The following is a 17,692-nucleotide window of genomic DNA, read 5'->3' as shown; positions in this document are numbered from 1 at the left end:
CCGCGCCGCACATGGCGCACACCGCCCGCCCGTCAGTATGACGGTGCCGGGCGGCCGGAGTCAGCGCCGAAGCCGTCGCTGTCGCGCAAACCTCACCCCGCCACGACACGTCCCGTGACCTCACCGAGCCCGATGCGCACGCCGCCGGCCCCCGGGGCCCAGGCGGTCATGGTCACGACGTCGCCGTCTTCCAGGAACGTCCGTTTGCCGTCGGGCAGTTCGAGGGCGTCGCGGCCGTTCCAGGTCAGCTCCAGGAGTGAGCCGCGTTCCCCTTCGGCCGGGCCGCTGACGGTGCCCGAGCCGTACAGGTCGCCGGTGCGCAGGGAGGCGCCGTTGACGGTCATGTGGGCGAGTTGCTGGGCGGCCGTCCAGTACATGGTGGAGAACGGCGGCTCCGAGATGACGTGGCCGTTGAGGGCGACGGAGATACGGAGGTCGTAGCCGCCGGGCTCCTCCTCGGAGTCGTCCAGGTACGGCAGCAGGGGGTGCGTCCGTTCGGGCGGAGCCACCCGTGCCTCGTCCAGCGCGTCCAGCGGGGTGATCCACGCCGACACCGAGGTGGCGAAGGACTTGCCGAGGAACGGGCCGAGAGGGACGTACTCCCAGGCCTGGATGTCGCGGGCGGACCAGTCGTTGAGGAGGCACAGGCCGAAGACGTGGTCGCGGAAGCCGGACTGCGGCACCGGCGTGCCCATCGCCGACGGGACGCCGACCACGAAGCCGACCTCGGCCTCGATGTCCAGCCGGACCGACGTACCGAAGACCGGCGCGGTGTCGGCCAGGGCCTTGCGCTGCCCCGAGGGGCGGACGACGTCGGTGCCGGAGACGACGACCGTGCCGGAGCGGCCGTGGTAGCCGATGGGCAGGTGTTTCCAGTTGGGTGTGAGGGAGTCGGCGGCGTCGGGACGGAAGATCTGGCCGACGTTGCGAGCGTGGTTCTCGGACGCGTAGAAGTCGACGTAGTCCGCGACCTCGAACGGAAGGTGCAGGGTCACCGAGGACAAGGGGTGCATCAGCGGGGCGAGGGACTCGCGGTGTGACGGCACGGTGACCCAGGCGGTGAGCGCGCGACGGACGTCCGACCAGGCCGTGCGGCCGGCGGCGAGCAGCGGGTTGAGGGTCGGGCGGGCCAGCAGCTCCGCGTACGGGGAGCCGAGCGCCAGGGCGGCCGCGCCGGCGTCGAGGACGTGGTCGCCGAGGCGGACACCCACCGTCCGCTCGGCGGACCCGGCGGGTGAGAACACGCCGTACGGAAGGTTGTGCGGACCGAAGGGGTCACCCTCGGGGACATCGAAGGGGGGCATGGGGTGCTGCCTCACTTTCGTACGCGCGGTCCATGCGGTCGCTGATCACGTTACGGCTGCGGCACCCGTCTTGGGCAGTGTGTGAAACGCGTTGAAGGCACTGAATGTCCTGAATAGCTCCTTGTGCCTTCGCGTCGCCGCATGTCCCACCGACCCGTCACAATGACCGCCCCCGATCCGTCAGCGCAGTGAAAGCAAGCATCGCACCGGCCACTGACAACAGCGGGCGGCACCCTGCGGGCACGGACGGCGAACCCGGCGCAGGTCCTCCCCGGCGCCACGTGAGGGTGAAAAGCAGACGGTGTGAAGGTAGTTGGGAATGAACGGTGCGGGTCCGCTGTCCGTATTCTCGGATCATGGCCGCACCCATCGCATATGCCGCGCGCACTGAGTACGCGCGCACCGACTACGCCCTCATCGCCACCGACCTGGACGGAACGCTGCTCCGTGGCGACGACACGGTCTCCGACCGTGTCCTCGCCGCGCTCGCGCGGGTCTCGGCGGCCGGAGCCCGGCATCTGGTGGTGACCGGCAGGCCGGCGCCGAGGGTGCGGCCGCTGCTGGAACTCCTGGGCGGCGGGGGGCTCGCGGTGTGCGGGCAGGGCGCGCAGTTGTACGACGCCGGCGCGGATCGGCTGCTGTGGTCCGTGACGCTGGACCGGGAACTCGCGGAGACCGCGCTCGGCAAGATCGAGGCCGAGGTCGGACAGGTGTACGCGGCCGTCGACCAGGACGGCGTCGACGGGCTCACCTTGATCGAGCCGGGGTATCTCATGCCGCACCCCACGCTGCCGGCGGTGCGGATCGATCGCCGCGACGACCTGTGGTGCGCGCCGATCAGCAAGGTGCTGCTGCGTCATCCGACCCTGTCCGACGACGAGTTGGCGGCGGTGGCCCGCGCGGTGGTCGGTTCGCTCGCGACCGTCACCATGTCGGGACCGGGAACGGTCGAGCTCCAGCCGTGCGGCATCACCAAGGCGACGGGACTTGCGCTGGCGGTCCGGCACCTGGGCCTCGGCCCGGAACGGACCATCGCCTTCGGGGACATGCCCAACGACATCCCCATGTTCGACTGGGCGGCGCACGGCGTCGCCATGGCCAACGCCCACCCCGAGCTCAAGGCGGTGGCTGACGAGATCACCCTGTCGAACGAGGACGACGGCGTCGCCGTCGTCCTCGAACGGCTGCTGGCCGAGGCTCAGTACGGGCCGAAGACGTTGTCGATGGAGCCGTAGCGGTCGGCCGCGTAGTTGCAGGCGGCGGTGATGTTGGCGACCGGGTCGTACGGGTCGTACGCCGTGCCGGGCACGTGGTAGGCCGCGAAGGTCGGGTCGATGACCTGGAGCAGACCCTTGGACGGGGTGCCCTTGGCGGCGTTGGAGTCCCAGTTGTTGATGGCGTTCGGGTTGCCGGACGACTCACGCATGATGTTGCGGTGGATGCCGTCGTACGAGCCCGGGATCCCCTGCTGCGCCATGATGTCGAGCGACTGGCGGATCCAGCCGTCCAGGTTGTTCGGGTACGTCGTGACCGAGGTGACGGCCGCGGGCGTGGCGGCGGACGCGGTGGTGGCGCCGACGAGCGGCAGGGCGAGCAGGGCGGCGCCGGTACCGGCGACGGCGAGCCTGCGGGCGATGCGGGCGGTGCGGCTGTGCTGACCGTTTGCAGTCATGGGGACTGTCCTCTCCGGCGCCTGCGAGGTGAGCTGTCGGGTTCGGGCGGGGAGGTGCCCGGCCGCCTCTTGCGAGTGCGACTTCACCCCGAGCCGTTCCGGTGTGCCGTGCTGTACGGCCTCCGGTCCGGCAATCCACCTGGGTCCCCCGCTCCTGCCGTGCGGTGAGTGAGTCCGTCATGGGTGGCTCGGGCGGCGGCAGGATTCGGCGTTCCGCCCGACTGGCCGGGAACGTATGCGAGAGCACATGTCCGAAACAAGTGGCGATTTCACATATCGCGGGATTTGATCTTCGAATTGCCTGTTTGGCGCCCTTGATCCTTCGCGTCCGGCAACGGTCAACTCGGTTGTGCGCAAAGGCAGGTCGCGGGACCTCTGTAAGGAAATCGTGAAGGCGTCCGAGTGAGCCAAGTCACGCGCGAGCAGAAGAATGGCAAATCGGGCAATAGGCCCAAGTCCTAGTTAACCGGCGGTCCGTGGAATTCGCTCTTCCCAGGTGCGGTGGAAGACCACTTCTGCGCCATCGGTGCAAATCACCTCATTCGAGGTCAAAAAATATTCCGCCGTGCAGGCGATCTCCGACCGTGTGCGGATCGTCGTGTCCCAGGCGAACTCCGGGCGGTGCAGCCGGATCGACCAGTCCGAGCGGGTGCGGGCCGACAGCGGATCGTCCTCACGGACGGTGTACGTCTCCAGCGCGTCCTCGGTGTACTCCAGCCCGTCGGGGTGCATGCGCGTGCCGCCGCAGCGCGGGTCGACCTCCAGCCGCCACTCGCCTTTGGCCACGTCCCGCACGACCAGCCGCTCCGGGCGCGGTTCGTCGAGCGTGGCCGGCTGGGCGACGCCGAGCGGCCCGTACTGCTCCGGTTCGCCGAAGGTGAGCGGTGGGCCCACGGCACGCGCGCGTACCGGCAGTTCGAGGGCGCTGCCGGAGGGGTCCAGGGTGAAGCCGGCTGACGAGTCCGGCTGGGGCCAGATCCAGGGCCAGTACGCACAGGAGACGGCGAGGCGGATGCGGTGGCCGGGTGGGAAGGCGTACCCGATGCCGCTGAGCTCGAAGGTGACGTCCCCGGTGGCCCCTGGGACCCACGGCGTGACCCGGTCACGCCCCTCGCGCGCGGAGAGGTTGATCACGCCCCGTGTCACCAGGGTCGAGGAGCCGTCCGGCGCCACGTCGCACACGCGCGCGACGACCTGCCCGCGCGGCACCTGCGAGGTCAGCCGCAGCCGTACCCGCGGCCGCCCCAGCACCCACGTCTCCTCCGGCACCGCGAAGTCGAAGCTTGCCCCGCGCGCGTCCTCCTCCCGCTGGTCCGGCGGCAGGTCGGCCTCGCCCCCGGACGGGACGAAGCGCCCCGCGTCGACGCCGGTGTGCTGGGGCGACCGGACGAGCACGGGCTCGCCCCGCAGGGCGTACGTGACCGTCGTCACATGGGGTGAGGGCCATGCGGGCTCGCCGACCCAGCGGCCGGGCAGCGTCTCGTACCCGGGGGCCGGGGGATGCGCGTCCATGACGTAGGACCGCAGCAGCGGCTCGGACATCGCGCCGGTGTCCTCGCCCTTCAGCCAGTGGTCCCACCAGCGCAGGGTCTCCTGGAGGAAGCCGATCGCCGTGCCGGGCGGCATGCCGCGGTCGGGGTACTGGTGCGACCAGGGGCCGATGAGGCCGCGGACGCGGTCCGCCGGGAGGCGCTCGACCAGGCGGAGCACGCTGTCGCGGTAGGGGTCGTGCCAGCCGCCCACCGCCAGCACCGCGGCTCCGACGGCGCCGTAGTCCTCGCCGGCGCCGCCCTGCCGCCAGTAGTCGTCGCGTCCTTGGTGGGCGAGCCAGGTGTGGACGAAGGGCTCGACCTCTTCGAGGCGCCGCAGCCACATCTCCCGCCAGGCATCGCCGACATGGTGCGGGTCGGGCGGGCGGCAGGCGAAGGCGAGCATGGCCGCCGCCCACGCGTGCATGCCGGCGGCGAGGACGGAACCTCCCATGTAGTGCACGTCGTTGTCGTAACGGTCGTCCGCGGAGCAGACCGCGACGATCGCCTTGAGCGGCTCGGGCGCGAGGGCCGCGATCCGGAGGGAGTTGAAGCCGCCCCAGGAGATGCCGAACATCCCGACCTTGCCGTCGCACCAGGGTTGCGCGGCCAGCCAGTTCACCACCTCGACCCCGTCGGCCAGTTCGGTCGCGGAAAACGCGTCCGTCGGGACATCCTCGCTGTTGCCGTGCCCGCGCACGTCGACGCGGACGGAGGCGTAGCCGTGGCCGGCGTACCAGGGGTGGCGCTGATGGTCGCGGGGCGCGGTCCAGTCGGTCAGGCGGTACGGGAGGTACTCCAGGAGCGCCGGTACGGGCTCGCCGGTGATCGGGCGCCACACGCGCGCGTACAACCGGGTTCCGTCGGGCAGCGGGATACGGAGGTCCTGATGAGTCGTCTCGTAGGGGAAGGACGTACGGATGCGCATGAGCGTGACCCCAGGGATGGCTTCAGTGGACCGGGAGCGTCGTGCGGCGCGGCCGGGGTCCTGCGACCGGCTCCGCCAGGCCGGGGGCGACGGTGATCGCGCCGTCGGTGCCGGACCGGGCGGGGCGGAAGGAGTGGGCCATCAGGAGGAAGGGCAGGCCGCCGAGGGCCACGCCCGTCGCGATCGACACCAGCGTGCGCAGGCCGACGATGAGGCCCCCGGGCAGCGCGTGTGCTGCCGCGAACGGCACCGCGAGAGCGGCGGCGGGAGCCGGCCCTGTGGTGACCAGGCGGACGGCGCGGCGTATCGCCCGCGACGGAAGCGCGAACTCCGTCGCGCGTTTACGCCCGGCCAGGTGACGGCGGCAGGTGACGTACTGGACGAGGCCGAACGTCATGCCGATCGCGGGAGCCGAGAGGCCCCGGTACCGGCCCCGGTGCCGGCCCGTGACCACCGGGCCCGCGACGGCGCCGATGCTGGTGGCCCAGCGGAGGGGGAAGCCGGTCACGGTGGCCACGTGGGGCGTGAGGAGCCCGGTGCTCGCGCCGACCAGGCCGAGGCCCGCCCAGGTCACGGCCGCGGCGGGGACGGCCGTGGCGTAGAGCCCAAAGGCGATCAGGACGGCGCCCCAGGGCACGGCGCGGTGGAGGCCGGGGAAGGCGCGGCCGTCGCCGGACGGCGGCAGGCTCTCAGGTCCGGTGGCGACGGCGGTGCGGGGCAAGGGTCACCTCTTCCGGCTAAGTCGATAAATATCTGCTCATATCAACTGATCAAAAACATACCCGCCGTGATCCGATACCGCCTGAGGTGTAACGGTGGGCGGCCTCGGTGATCGAAACGTGACCGGATACGCTGACTTGAGTGAAGGCAGCGACCTATCGACATTCCGCGTAATCGCCAGTAGACACCAGCAGACAGGAGACCCCTCGTGACCGTCGTCGGGCCGTTCGGGCTGAGCGTGCGGGACCAGGCTCTGGAAGCCGATGTCCAGGCCGGATTGGCGGCTGTCGAGGAAGGGTTGCTCGAAGCCACCAAGAGCGAGGTCCCGTTCATCACGGAGGCCGCGCAGCATCTGGTGCGCGCCGGCGGGAAGCGGTTCCGGCCGCTGCTCGTGATGCTCGCCGCCCGGTTCGGCGACCCGTACGCGCCCGGAATCGTGCCCTCCGCGGTGGTGGTGGAGCTGACGCACCTCGCGACGCTCTACCACGACGACGTGATGGACGAGGCCGCGGTACGGCGCGGGGTGCCGAGCGCGAACGTCCGCTGGGGCAACTCCGTCGCCGTCCTCACCGGAGACTTCCTGTTCGCCCGCGCCTCGCACATCCTGGCCGACCTCGGGCCCGAGGCGGTACGGGTGCAGGCCGAGGCGTTCGAACGGCTGGTGACCGGTCAGATCCTGGAGACCGCGGGGCCGTCGGACGGCCGGGACCCGGTCGAGCACTACCTCGACGTGCTCGCCGGCAAGACGGGATCGCTCGTGGCGGTGTCGTGCCGGTTCGGCGCGATGATGTCCGGCGCCGACGAGTCGGTGGTGGACGTGCTCACCCAGTACGGGGAGCGGCTGGGCGTCGCCTTCCAGCTCGCGGACGACGTACTGGACATCGCCTCCGACTCGCACGAGTCCGGCAAGACGCCGGGCACGGATCTCCGGGAGGGCATCCCGACGATGCCCGTGCTGCGACTGCGGGAGCGGGCCGCGCGGCTGGGACTCGCCGAGGACGTCGCGCTGTGCGAGCTGCTCGCCTCGGACCTCACCGACGACGCCCGGCACGCGGAGGCGCTGGCCGCGTTGCGTGCGCATCCGGCGCTGGAGCAGGCGCGGCGGGACACCGTCCGGTTCGCGGAGGAGGCGCGGGCGGCCCTCGCCCCGCTGCCCGAGTGCGACGCGAAGGCGGCGCTGACGGAACTGTGCGACGCCGTGGTGCACCGGGCCGGGTAGTTCCGCCCCGGAGGCTCGTGGTCCGGCCGCGGCATGGGCTGAGGGCTGCGGGCTGAAGGCCCTTCACCTGGGACCGGTGCCCTCTCGCCGGTCGCCGTTCCGGGCGTCGAGGGCCGGGCCGTCCGGCCGCGGCACCCCCGTAGTACTTGTGACTCCCCGTCGTACCCCTACGGGTCGGGGGAGATGCCGCCGTGTCGTGTCATACCCCAGCAGTACGCGGAGTTGGCTCCCCGGTCTGACGCTTCATGCCGCCGGATTTGGTCATATGGAGAAGACGGAACACACCACTCCTCACCGACCGGGTGAGAACGGCGGCTCAGGTGGGACCAATGCGAGGACGCGACGAGACAGCCGCCGCCGACGACGGAGGTAAGGCACACATGGCACCGTACGAATCCGACGACACCACGGCCGTGGCCGACGCGGACGAGCAGCGCGCGGCACGCCGGCGCAAGGCCACCCGCTACGTCGTCCCGGCGGCGGTCCTGGGGCTCGCGGCGGGCACCATCGGGCTCGTCCCCGCGCTCGCCGACTCCGGCAGCCCCGACCTGCCGAAGATCACCGCGCAGGAACTCCTGGAGAAGATGGCCGCGTCGGACGTGCAGCAGCTGTCCGGCACGGTGAAGATCAGCACCGATCTGGGACTGCCCGATCTGGGCGGTCTCGAGGGCGACCTGATGTCCGGCGCGAGCCCGTCCGGCGGGGAGGGCTCTTCCGCCGACCCGTCGGCCAAGCTGACCGAGCTGGCCTCCGGCACGCACACCCTGCGCGTCGCGGCCGACGGCCCCGACAGGCAGAAGGTGTCGCTGCTGGAGGACGCCGCCGAGTACAGCTTGATCCACAACGGCAAGGATGTCTGGGGCTACGACAGCGCGTCCAACGAGGTCTACCACGGCACCGCGGCCGAGGGCACCGAGCGGCGCGAGGAGAAGGTCCCGGCCACGCCCGAGGACCTGACCGACGAGGCGCTGAAGGCGGTCGACGACACCACGTCCGTGACGGTCGACGGCACCGCGCAGGTGGCGGGGCGTGACGCTTACAAGCTGGTCATCGAGCCGAAGCAGTCCGGTTCCACGGTGGGCGCGATCAGCGTGGCGGTGGACGCCGAGACCGGGACCCCGCTGAAGTTCACGCTGACCCCGGCGAGCGGCGGCGCCGCCGTGGTGGACGCGGGCTTCACGCAGGTCAGCTTCGACAAGCCCGCCGCGTCGACCTTCGACTTCACCCCGCCCAAGGGCGCGAAGGTGACCGAGGAGGGCAGCGTGGAGGCGCCGGAGCGCTCGCAGCGCCCCGAGGAGAAGGAGCTCGCCGAGGGCCTCGAAGGGCTGAACGTCATAGGGGAGGGCTGGACCTCCGTCGCGGTCCTCGACTCGGGTGCCGAGGGCGCGGCCTCCGGCGCAGGACGCGGTGACATGGGCGAGCTGGGTGCCGCGGGCGGCTTCCTGGGTTCGCTGGGTGACGAGGTGAAGGGCAAGTTCGGCTCGGGCACGGTCTTCAAGACGCGCCTGGTGAACGCCCTGATCACGGACGACGGCAAGGTCTACGTCGGCGCGGTCACCAAGGACGCGCTGGTGAAGGCGGCCGACTCCGGGAAGTGAGCCGGATGAGTGCCAGGCCCGGCGGGTGAGCCGGTGAGCCGGGTGAGTGCCAAGCCCGGGAGCTGAGCCGGGTGACCGCCCGGCCGGGAAAGTGAGCCGGATCGGCGCCGACTCCGGGACGAGAGCCCGGAGTCGGCGCCGGGGCATGGGTTCGCGGGACGCCGCAGGTGAGCCGCGCGCTCACCAAGCGCTACCGCGGCGGACAGCTCGCGGTCGACGGTCTCGACCTGACGGTGCCGGCGGGCAGTGTCTTCGGCTCCGCGGTCCGAACGGCTCCGGCAAGACCACGACCATCCGCATGCTGATGGGCCTGATCGAGCCCACGTCGGGCACGGCGCACGTGCTGGGGCGCCCCGTGCCCCGCGCGCCGTGCTCCCGCACGTGGGCGCCCTCATCGAGGGTCCGGCCCTGTACGGCTTCCTCTCCGGACGCGACAACCTCCTGAGGTACGACGCCGCCGACCCGTCCGCCGACCCCCGCACCCGGCGTGCCCGCGTCGCCGCCGCGCTGGACAGGGTCGGGCTGCCGGCGGCGGCCGGCAAGCGGGCGTAGGCGTACTCGGCGGCATGGGCGCGGTTCACGGCGAAGGACATCACCGCGTAGCCGCGGGCGCTACGCGGCCTCGTACGGGAACCGGGCGAGCGGCGCCTCCTGCGCGAAGAACGTCTTGGCGCGGGTGAGGGCCTCGGTGTCCTTCAGTACGTCACCGGGCTTGCTGCCGTTGCCGAGCAGGACTCCGCCGAAGCGCATCCCCATGTAGGCGGCCGAGTTGCTGAGGGTGCCGATCAGCGGGCCGGCGACCTCGGCCTCCTCGTGCGCGAGCGCGGTGACGCCCCAGAGCGTGCGGTCGGCCAGCGTCGCCTTGAAGTCGAGGCCGGGCGTGCGCAGCCAGCCCGACCAGTAGTCGAGGTACCGCTTGACGTGTGCGGACACCGAGTACCAGTAGAGCGGGGAGGCGATCACGATGTCCGTCGCGGCGAGCGTGGCGTCGAGCAGCAGCGCGACCTCGCCCTCCGTGGGGCGGACGTGGTCGTTGTCGTGCCGGAGGTCCTCGAAGTCGGGCAGCGGGTGCGCGGCGAGGTCGATCCACTGCTGTTCCACGTCGGCGGGGAGCTGATCGGCGGCCGCGCGGGCCAGCAGTTCGGTGTTGCCGTCGCTGCGGCTGCTGCCCAGGACGAAGAGGAAGCGTCGGGTCATGGTGTCCCCCAGGGATTCCGGGATGTGCGGCGTACGACGATTAAGCGCTTGTGCAGTATATGCACACGCATGCAGATCGCGTCCAGTGTCCAGGGAGGCGCCCACGATGAAGAGCGACGCGGCCGAGTCCGAGCGGAGGCCTCCGTCGGCGTGTCCCTCAGCCGGCCGCCGCTGTCAGCCGGACCAGAGCCTCAGTCCCGCGGGGCGGCCGTCCGCTCAGGTCGCCGAGCCGCCACGCCGGAACCCACGGCACCCGGTACACGTCGATGACCGACTCGATCAGCTTGATCCGCTGGGCGAGGGGCCGTGGCAGCCGGCCCGGAGCGTCGGAGACCAGGACGACGGCGTCCAGGTCGAGCCCGACCGGAGCCTCCCCACGACGGAAGAGCTCCAGGGCGTGGATGGCGCAGGCCAGTCCGGTCGCGTGCGTGCGGGCGACGAGCAGTACCGACTGCGGATCGTCCGCGCCGGGCCAGGCGCGTGCGCAGTCCTGACCGCCGTACACCGTGGCCAGTGTCGAGACTCCGGCCCCGCCGTGCGTGCCGACCCAGGAGAAGCGCCGGACCGTGCGGGAGGAGACGGGGGAGGGGTCCGGTGCCGGCGCCGCGGCCACCGGGCCGCGGATCCAGATCTCCGGTCCCTGTCGCGTACCCGTCCGCATGCCCGCTCCTCTCCGTCGTCGGCCGGCGATCGCCGTCCACCGATCTTCGCTGGACGCCGGAGGGCTCCGTGACGGGGGTGCCGGGTCTTGGGACGATGCTGTGACGCCCCGGTGACGCGTGTATCGGGCGAAAGCGGTGAGACTCGACGGTAGGGTCCGCCGAGGCGTGGACCCCGGCGAGTGAGGAAACCGATGTCTCGACCAGGCCGCGAGAAGAAGCGGGAACAGCAGTACGGGAGCGGGGGAGCGGTGATCGACGTCCGCGTGCCCGGCGCCGGACCGGGCGCCGCCGGCACCGCCGGCGCCTCGATCGGCGGCGTCCCGGTCTTCCCGGCGCCCGGCGAGGAGCTCCAGCAGACGGTCCTGAACCACCTCCATCGCATCGCCCTCGCCACCGGCCGTCCCGTCCTCGCCACGGTTCACGACGAACGGATCGGCTACGTCGTACCGCTCGAGGTTCACCCGGACGGGTCCAGTTGCTTCACGGCGGAGCCGGTGCCGACGAGCGGCGCGGGAGAAGCCGTACCGGTGCCGCCGGGGTCGGCGGGGGAAGCCGCACCCACGCCGCCGCGCACCGCGCCGGTGGGTCAGGCACAGCGCGACGCGCCACGTGCGACGGGTTCGGCGCAGGAAGCCGTACCCCCGCCGCCGCGGCCCGCGCCGCCGCACTCGCCGCAGGCGGCTGCCCCGGCTTCGCCCCATCGGCCGCCGGCGTCTGCCCCTGCCCCCGCGTCGCCTCACCCGCCGCAGGCGGCCCCCACGGACCAGGTGCCCGCACAGCCCCCGGCCCAGACGCCGCAGGACAGCGCCACGCACGTGCTGCGTACGCCGCCGGCCTCCGCGGCCGGGCCCGCCTCCGCGCCGACCTTCCGGCTGCGGGCGATCCAGGAGCCGCAGCCTCTGGGCGAGTTCGGGCCGCCGCCCGTCATGGACGCGAGGCCGCATCCGGAACCGCTCGCTGCGGCGGACCTGGATCCGGACCCCAAGCCCACCCCGCCCCGCGGCTTCGACGCGGTCGCCGAGGCCATCCTCGGACCGGATGACGAGGGTGCGAGCCCCGCCTCCCCCCTGCTCGCCGGGCCCACGGCCCGCATCGGCGAAGCCGTGAAGGCGGGGCGTATAGAGACGGCGGCGGCTCTCGCGGAGCAGGCCGTCGGCGAGGCGTCGTCGGGCCTGCCGCCCGGCCATCCCGAACTGCTCCGGCTGCTCGAACTCACCGCGTACGTCGCCTACCTGGCGGCCGACCCGGTCCGTGCCTTCCGGCTCTCCCTGGACGTGGCCCGTAGTCACCGTCGTGCGCACGACGCGGAGGGCGCCTACGGAAACGTGTACAGCGCGGCCACGGCCTGGCGGGCCGTGCGCGACCCCGAGCTCGGCCTGGAGCTGGGGAACGAACTGCTCGGTCTGTGGACCGAGTTGGCCGCCGAGGCCGGCCCGGCCGCCGACGACGTGGAGGAGCTCGAATCCGCCCGCGCCCGCATGGACCGGCTCGCCGCGCGGGCGGGCCGGGCCTCCGGCGGCTGAGCGGCACCCGCAGCGACCGTCCGCGATCCGGGGCCGGGCCTACTGCACGCAGAACTCGTTCCCCTCCGGGTCGGTCATTCCCACCCATTCCCCACCGGCCTCCTTGACCTCCCGCACCGAAGTCGCTCCCAGGCCTCGCAACCGCTCCACCTCGTCCGCCCGGCGCCCCTCGCCGGGGTGCAGGTCCAGGTGGAGCCGGTTCTTGCCGGTCTTGGACTCGGGAACGCGCTGGAACAGCAGCCGGCGCCCCAGCCCGGTACCGCTCTCCTCTTCGTACGGATCGTCCGGATGCCGTACGGCGACCAGGTCCCGGAAGGCCGGACGCCCGTGGAAGTCCACGGTGGCGGCGACCGGGAGCGCGCCGAGCTGGAGCAGCCGTTCGATCAGGGCGCTGTTGTCCTCGACCTCGTAGCCGAGCGCGGCGGCCCAGAAGTCGGCCTGCGCGTGCGGATCGGCGGCGTCGATGACGAGCTTCCAGTGCACGGGAGTGGATGCCTTTTCGGTCATGTGACCACTGATATTGGTTGCATGAGTGAGCGTCCATGGGAAGCGCCGGTTCCGCGGGCGGCGTCACCCGGGCCGACCCTGATCTCGTACGCGGGCAGGCCCTACCGCTTCGATCCCGGCGCGCGCTGTCTGGAACTGCTCACCACCGGCGGCCCGGGCGCCCTGGCGCGTCACGAGGCGCTGCACCGGCCCGCCGACCTGGTCACCTGGGCCGAACGCAGCCGGCTGCCGGCGGACTCGGCCTCACCGTCGCCAAGGAGGAACTCGCGCGCGCCCGTGGCCTGCGCGACGCCCTGACCGTGATCACCGCGGAGCGCGCCCACGGCCGCCCGCTCACACCCCGCCACCTGGATGTCGGCAACGCGGCCGCCGCCCCGCCCTCGCTCGCCGCCCGCCTCGCGCCGGACGGCACCCGCGCGTGGGTCCCGGGCGCCACCGGCTCCACCGCGCCCGGAGGACCGTCCAGTAGAGCAGGTCCTACCCGGCCTCGGCGGCCCGCGTCTCCCGTGCGTCGTAGGCCGCCCGCGCCGCCGCGATCTCCCGCTGATGCTCCTCCGTCCATGTCACCAGGGACTGGATCGTGGCGTGCAGGGTGGCGCCCAGGGGGGTGAGCTCGTACTCGACGCGCGGCGGTACGACGGGATGGACCGTGCGCGTGACCAGGCCGTCCCGCTCCAGCTGGCGCAGCGTGACCGTCAGCATGCGCTGGCTGACGCCGTCGATCTCGCGGCGCAGCTCGGTGAAGCGGAGCTTGCGGTTCTCCAGGAGGGCGATGACGAGCAGCGACCACTTGTCGGCGACCCGGTCCAGGATCTGCCGCACCTCGCAGCCCTCGCGGGTGTCCCACTGGAAGGGGTCGGCGTCGCCGTAGTCCACGGTGCTCTCGCAGTTACTCGGTGACTTAGAAGTGCCTACTTCCATGTCTGCCGAGTCTGCCGCAGGCTGGCCATGGTTACAAGAGGGAACCGACCCTCACTCCGGTAACCGACCCCCCGTCTACTCCTGGAGTGTTGCCATGGGCACCCGCGCCTGGGCTCTGCTGCTCGTGCTGTGCGGAACGATCTTTCTGGAGGGCATCGACGTCGCGATGATGGCCGTCGCGATCCCGACGATCAGAGCCGACCTCGCGCTGTCGACGGGCACCGCGGCCTGGGTGATGAGCGCGTACGTCCTCGGGTACGCCGGCTTCACCCTGCTCGGCGGACGGGCCGCGGACCTGCTCGGCCGCCGCCGGATGTTCCTGATCTGGCTGACCGTCTTCCTGGTCTTCTCCGGGCTCGGCGGATTCGCCACCGACGGGTGGATGCTCGTCCTGGCGCGGTTCGTCACCGGCGTCGCGGCGGCGTTCATGACCCCGGCCGCGCTGTCCCTGATCACCACCTCCTACGAGGAAGGCCCGCAGCGCAACAAGGCCCTGCTGGTGTTCGCGGGCACCGCGGCCGGCGGCTTCTCCCTGGGCCTGGTCATCGGCGGGCTGCTCACCGCGATCGGCTGGCGATGGGTGTTCTTCGCCCCGGTGCTGCTGGCGGGCGCGCTGCTGGTCGCGGCGGTCCGCCTGGTGCCCGCGCCGGCCGTGGTGCCACGCGACGGACGCGGCTTCGACCTGCTCGGCGCGGTCACCGCCGCCGGCGCCATGCTGCTGGCCGCCTACACCGTCGTACGGCTGGAACACGGACTGCGCGACTGGCCGCTCACCGCCGTGGCGGCGCTTGCCGCGTCCGCGCTGGCGGTCACCTTCGTCGCCGTCGAACGGCGGGCCACGGCGCCACTGGTCCGGCTCGGCATCCTGCGCAAGGGCTCCGTGGTGCGCGCGGATCTCGGGGCGCTGCTCTTCGTCGGCGCCTTCTTCGGATTCCAGTTCGTGGTGACGCTGTACCTTCAGGAACTGCGCGGCTGGTCGTCACTGCAGACCGCGATCGCGCTGGTCGTCATGGGCTGCGACGCGGTCCTCGCCCCGACGCTCACCCCGAAACTGGTCGCCCGCTTCGGCAACGCCCGCGTGATCCTCGGCGGCTTCGTGCTGGCGGTCGTCGCGTACGGGCTGTTCCTGCCGGTCGGGATGGACTGGTCGTACGCCGCCATGTTCCCGGCGCTGATCATCGCGGGCACCGCGTTCGCGCTGGCCTACGGGCCGTTGACCATCGCGGCGACGGACGGCGTCGCGGAGCAGGAGCAGGGCCTGGCGAGCGGGCTGCTGAACACCGCGACGCAGTTCGGGTCGGCGATCGGAATCTCTGCGGTGACCGCCGTCTACGGCTTGGCGTCGACGACCGCCTCGGGCCCGGAGGCCACGCTCTCCGCCTTCCGCGCGGCGCTGACGGTGCCGGTCGCGATGGTGGTGGCCGGCTTGATCCTCTCGGCCTTCAGCGCACGGGCCGCCCGGCGCGCGGTCCGCAGGGCGTCCCAGGTGAGCAGCGTCAGCGCCAGCCAGACCAGTGCGAACCCGGCCCAGCGCTCGGGCGGCATGGCCTCACGGAAGTAGAGGACGCCCAGCGCGAACTGGAACACCGGGGCCAGGTACTGCAGCAGCCCCAGCGTCGACAGGGGCACGCGGATCGCGGCCGCGCCGAAGCAGACCAGCGGAAGCGCGGTCACGACTCCGGTCGCGGCGAGCAGCGCCGCGTGCCCGGCGCCCTCGGTGTGGAAGGTCGACTCGCCGTGCGTGCTCAGCCACACCAGATAGCCGAGCGCGGGCAGGAACTGGACCGCCGTCTCCGCAGTCAGCGACTCGAGCCCGCTGAGGTTCACCTTCTTCTTCACGAGGCCGTAGGTGGCGAAGGAGAACGCGAGGACGAGCGAGACCCACGGCGGGCGGCCGTGGCCGAGGGCGAGGACGAGCACGGCCGCGAAGCCGATCCCGACCGCCGCCCACTGCACGGGCCGCAGCCGCTCCTTCAGCAGCAGCACGCCCATCGCGATGGTGACCAGCGGGTTGATGAAGTAGCCGAGGGACGCCTCGACGACCTGACCGTTGTTCACGGCCCAGATGTAGACGCCCCAGTTGACGGTGATGACGGTCGCGGCGACGGTGATGAGCCCGAGGCGCCGCGGCTGCCGCAGCAGTTCCCCGGCCCAGCCCCAGCGGCGGACGAAGAACAGCGCGACGGCGACGACGGCGAGTGACCAGACCATCCGGTGGGCGAGGATCTCCACCGAGCCGGCGGGCTTCAGCAGCGGCCAGAACAGGGGAACGAGGCCCCACATCCCATAGGCCGCGATGCCGTTCAGCAGGCCTATGCGGCTCTCGCCCCTCGACTTTCCGGACACCGGTTCCTCCTTCGCGCTCCAGCCCACCGCACGAAGGTAGCGCCGACCGGGCCCGCCTGTCATGGCCGTATCGCCATACGGTCATGACGGCCGGGACCGGCGGTGCCAGGTCAGCCCTCGAGTGCGGTGGCGATCGCCTCGGAGAGCGGTGTGGCCGGGCGCCCGGCCAGGCGGGAGAGGTCGCCGGTGCGCACGGCCAGCTCACCCTTCGCGATGGACACGTCCACCCCGGCCAGGATCGCGGCGATCGGCTCGGGCAGGCCGGCGCCGGTCAGAATGCCCTGGTAGGTCTCCAACGGCACCGGCTTGTACGCGATCTCCCTGCCGGTCTGCCGGCTCAGCTCGGCCGCGTACTCCGCGAAGCTCCACGCCTCGTCGCCGCTCAGCTCGTACGTCCTGTTCTCGTGCCCCTCGCCGGTCAGCACCGCCACGGCGGCGGCCGCGAAGTCCGCGCGCGAGGCGGAGGCGACCCGGCCCTCGCCGGCGGCCGAGACGACCGCGTCGTGCTCCAGCACAGGGGCGAGGTTCTCGGTGTAGTTCTCGTGGTACCAGCCGTTGCGCAGCAGCACGTACGGCAAGCCCGACGCCAGCACCGCCGCCTCGGTGGCGCGGTGGTCGTCGGCGAGCGCGGCCGTCAGGCTGCCGGGCGCGCTCGTGTACGCGAGCAGCGCCACCCCGGCCGCCTTCGCGGCATCGATCACGACCTGGTGCTGGGCCACGCGGTCCTTGTCGAACTCGTTGCCGGAGATGAGCAGCACCTTGTCGCCGGCGGAGAACAGGGTGTCGAACGTCGCGGGCGCGTTGTAGTCGGCGAGCGCGATCCGCACTCCTCGTTCCGCGAGGCCGCGGGCCTTCTCCGCGTCCCGGGCGACGGCGGTGATCCCGTGGGCCGGGACCTTCCGCAGCAGCTGCTCGACGACATGGCGGCCGAGGTGTCCGGTGGCTCCGGTGATGACGATGCCCATGGTGGGTTTCCTCCATACGCGTGCATGTGGCAGGGGTTGCCACTCACCCTAGGAGGGGCACTAACTGCTGGAAAGTACCCACTTTGAAGTAAGGTACCCACATGGCAGAGAGTGTGAGGGAGCCCGCAGGCAGGCCCGACGGCGAGGCCATGTGCCCGTACCGGCTGGTTCTGGAGCACGTCACCAGCCGCTGGGGCGTGCTGGTGCTGATCCGGCTCCTGGAGCGCCCGCACCGGTTCAGCGAGCTGCGCCGGGCGATCGGCGAGATCCGGCAGGTGAGCGAGAAGATGCTCACCCAGACACTGCAGACCCTGGAGCGGGACGGGTTCGTTCACCGCGTCGCGCAACCCGTGATCCCGCCCCGCGTCGACTACTCCCTGACCGAGCTCGGCCGCGAGGCCGCGGAGCAGGTGCGGGCGCTGGCGCTGTGGACCGAGCGGCGGATGGGGGAGGTCGAGCAGGCGCGCGAGGCATACGACGAGGCCCGGGCCTGAGCCCGGGCCTGTGCGTCTGTCGCGGGGTTCAGCCGACGACGGTCCAGGTGTCGCCGCCGGCGAGGAGTGCGGCGAGGTCGCCCTTGCCGCTCTGTTCGACGGCGGCG

Annotated in this window: 15 protein-coding genes, 3 pseudogenes and 1 riboswitch; of the genes and pseudogenes, 8 read left to right on the top strand and 10 right to left on the bottom strand. The window is 72.0% G+C overall.

What is annotated here, in order from left to right:
* Nucleotides 1-92: 92 nt before the first annotated feature.
* On the bottom strand, nucleotides 93-1,304 hold the full coding sequence (gene fahA / locus ACIHCM_RS30785) for a fumarylacetoacetase (RefSeq protein WP_399902962.1): 1,212 nt from the start codon (nucleotides 1,302-1,304) through the stop codon (nucleotides 93-95).
* Nucleotides 1,305-1,660: 356 nt separating this feature from the next.
* On the opposite strand from fahA, the gene ACIHCM_RS30780 reads away from it, so the two are divergent.
* On the top strand, nucleotides 1,661-2,539 hold the full coding sequence (locus tag ACIHCM_RS30780; protein ID WP_399902959.1) for an HAD family hydrolase: 879 nt from the start codon (nucleotides 1,661-1,663) through the stop codon (nucleotides 2,537-2,539).
* Here the strand turns inward: ACIHCM_RS30780 and ACIHCM_RS30775 are convergent.
* The 3 genes from ACIHCM_RS30775 to ACIHCM_RS30765 form a co-directional block, all read right to left on the bottom strand.
* Nucleotides 2,503-2,976 (bottom strand): transglycosylase SLT domain-containing protein, encoded by a 474-nt coding sequence (locus ACIHCM_RS30775; RefSeq protein ID WP_399902956.1) that lies wholly within the window; start codon nucleotides 2,974-2,976, stop codon nucleotides 2,503-2,505. The two genes, ACIHCM_RS30780 and ACIHCM_RS30775, sit on opposite strands and share 37 nt — an antisense overlap.
* 3 nt (nucleotides 2,977-2,979) lie before the next feature.
* Nucleotides 2,980-3,157, bottom strand: a riboswitch (cyclic di-AMP (ydaO/yuaA leader).
* Between the two features lie 281 nt (nucleotides 3,158-3,438).
* Nucleotides 3,439-5,433 carry a CocE/NonD family hydrolase gene (locus ACIHCM_RS30770; protein WP_399902953.1) on the bottom strand — a complete coding sequence of 665 codons (1,995 nt, stop codon included), beginning with the start codon at nucleotides 5,431-5,433 and terminating at the stop codon, nucleotides 3,439-3,441.
* Nucleotides 5,434-5,455: 22 nt separating this feature from the next.
* Nucleotides 5,456-6,154 (bottom strand): hypothetical protein, encoded by a 699-nt coding sequence (locus ACIHCM_RS30765; protein ID WP_399902950.1) that lies wholly within the window; start codon nucleotides 6,152-6,154, stop codon nucleotides 5,456-5,458.
* 207 nt (nucleotides 6,155-6,361) lie between these two features.
* On the opposite strand from ACIHCM_RS30765, the gene ACIHCM_RS30760 reads away from it, so the two are divergent.
* From ACIHCM_RS30760 to ACIHCM_RS30750, 3 genes and pseudogenes are all read left to right on the top strand, one after another.
* Entirely contained in the window at nucleotides 6,362-7,372 is a 1,011-nt protein-coding gene (locus ACIHCM_RS30760; RefSeq protein ID WP_399902947.1) for a polyprenyl synthetase family protein, read from the top strand.
* A gap of 380 nt (nucleotides 7,373-7,752) precedes the next feature.
* Nucleotides 7,753-8,970 (top strand): outer membrane lipoprotein carrier protein LolA, encoded by a 1,218-nt coding sequence (locus ACIHCM_RS30755; protein ID WP_399902945.1) that lies wholly within the window; start codon nucleotides 7,753-7,755, stop codon nucleotides 8,968-8,970.
* Between the two features lie 167 nt (nucleotides 8,971-9,137).
* Nucleotides 9,138-9,519 (top strand): annotated as a pseudogene (locus ACIHCM_RS30750) (ATP-binding cassette domain-containing protein); the annotation flags it as partial.
* Between the two features lie 63 nt (nucleotides 9,520-9,582).
* On the opposite strand, the gene ACIHCM_RS30745 reads toward ACIHCM_RS30750, so the two are convergent.
* Both ACIHCM_RS30745 and ACIHCM_RS30740 read right to left on the bottom strand, forming a co-directional pair.
* A complete protein-coding gene (locus ACIHCM_RS30745) occupies nucleotides 9,583-10,167 on the bottom strand; it encodes a flavodoxin family protein (protein WP_399902943.1) in 585 nt (194 codons plus the stop codon).
* A gap of 157 nt (nucleotides 10,168-10,324) precedes the next feature.
* The gene (locus ACIHCM_RS30740) at nucleotides 10,325-10,828 is read right to left on the bottom strand and encodes a DUF6668 family protein (protein WP_399902940.1); all 504 of its coding nucleotides are present in this window, start codon (nucleotides 10,826-10,828) and stop codon (nucleotides 10,325-10,327) included.
* 192 nt (nucleotides 10,829-11,020) lie between these two features.
* Here ACIHCM_RS30740 and ACIHCM_RS30735 point away from each other — a divergent pair, with 192 nt between their 5' ends.
* Nucleotides 11,021-12,352: a tetratricopeptide repeat protein gene (locus ACIHCM_RS30735; RefSeq protein WP_399902937.1), complete on the top strand. Its 1,332-nt coding sequence runs from the start codon at nucleotides 11,021-11,023 to the stop codon at nucleotides 12,350-12,352.
* 39 nt (nucleotides 12,353-12,391) lie between these two features.
* Here the strand turns inward: ACIHCM_RS30735 and ACIHCM_RS30730 are convergent, their stop codons facing one another.
* On the bottom strand, nucleotides 12,392-12,859 hold the full coding sequence (locus ACIHCM_RS30730; RefSeq protein ID WP_399902934.1) for a VOC family protein: 468 nt from the start codon (nucleotides 12,857-12,859) through the stop codon (nucleotides 12,392-12,394).
* Nucleotides 12,860-12,880: 21 nt separating this feature from the next.
* On the opposite strand from ACIHCM_RS30730, the pseudogene ACIHCM_RS30725 reads away from it, so the two are divergent.
* Nucleotides 12,881-13,302 (top strand): annotated as a pseudogene (locus ACIHCM_RS30725) (ABATE domain-containing protein); the annotation flags it as partial.
* Nucleotides 13,303-13,336: 34 nt separating this feature from the next.
* On the opposite strand, the gene ACIHCM_RS30720 reads toward ACIHCM_RS30725, so the two are convergent.
* Nucleotides 13,337-13,780 (bottom strand): winged helix-turn-helix transcriptional regulator, encoded by a 444-nt coding sequence (locus ACIHCM_RS30720; RefSeq protein ID WP_399902931.1) that lies wholly within the window; start codon nucleotides 13,778-13,780, stop codon nucleotides 13,337-13,339.
* On the opposite strand from ACIHCM_RS30720, the pseudogene ACIHCM_RS30715 reads away from it, so the two are divergent.
* A pseudogene (locus ACIHCM_RS30715) lies at nucleotides 13,779-15,029 on the top strand (MFS transporter); the annotation flags it as partial. The gene ACIHCM_RS30720 and the pseudogene ACIHCM_RS30715 sit on opposite strands and share 2 nt — an antisense overlap.
* A gap of 80 nt (nucleotides 15,030-15,109) precedes the next feature.
* Here ACIHCM_RS30715 and rarD read toward each other — a convergent pair.
* Both rarD and ACIHCM_RS30705 read right to left on the bottom strand, forming a co-directional pair.
* Nucleotides 15,110-16,126 (bottom strand): EamA family transporter RarD, encoded by a 1,017-nt coding sequence (rarD, locus tag ACIHCM_RS30710; RefSeq protein ID WP_399902929.1) that lies wholly within the window; start codon nucleotides 16,124-16,126, stop codon nucleotides 15,110-15,112.
* 110 nt (nucleotides 16,127-16,236) lie between these two features.
* Entirely contained in the window at nucleotides 16,237-17,091 is an 855-nt protein-coding gene (locus tag ACIHCM_RS30705) for an SDR family oxidoreductase (protein WP_399902926.1), read from the bottom strand.
* Between the two features lie 101 nt (nucleotides 17,092-17,192).
* On the opposite strand from ACIHCM_RS30705, the gene ACIHCM_RS30700 reads away from it, so the two are divergent.
* Nucleotides 17,193-17,585, top strand: coding sequence for a winged helix-turn-helix transcriptional regulator (locus ACIHCM_RS30700; RefSeq protein ID WP_399902923.1), 393 nt, complete (start codon nucleotides 17,193-17,195; stop codon nucleotides 17,583-17,585).
* Nucleotides 17,586-17,692 lie beyond the last annotated feature (107 nt).

Origin of the sequence: Streptomyces sp. NPDC052023 (assembly GCF_044548465.1) — a bacterium.
Lineage (GTDB): Bacteria > Actinomycetota > Actinomycetes > Streptomycetales > Streptomycetaceae > Streptomyces.
This window is presented reverse-complemented; position numbering and strand designations above follow the sequence as displayed.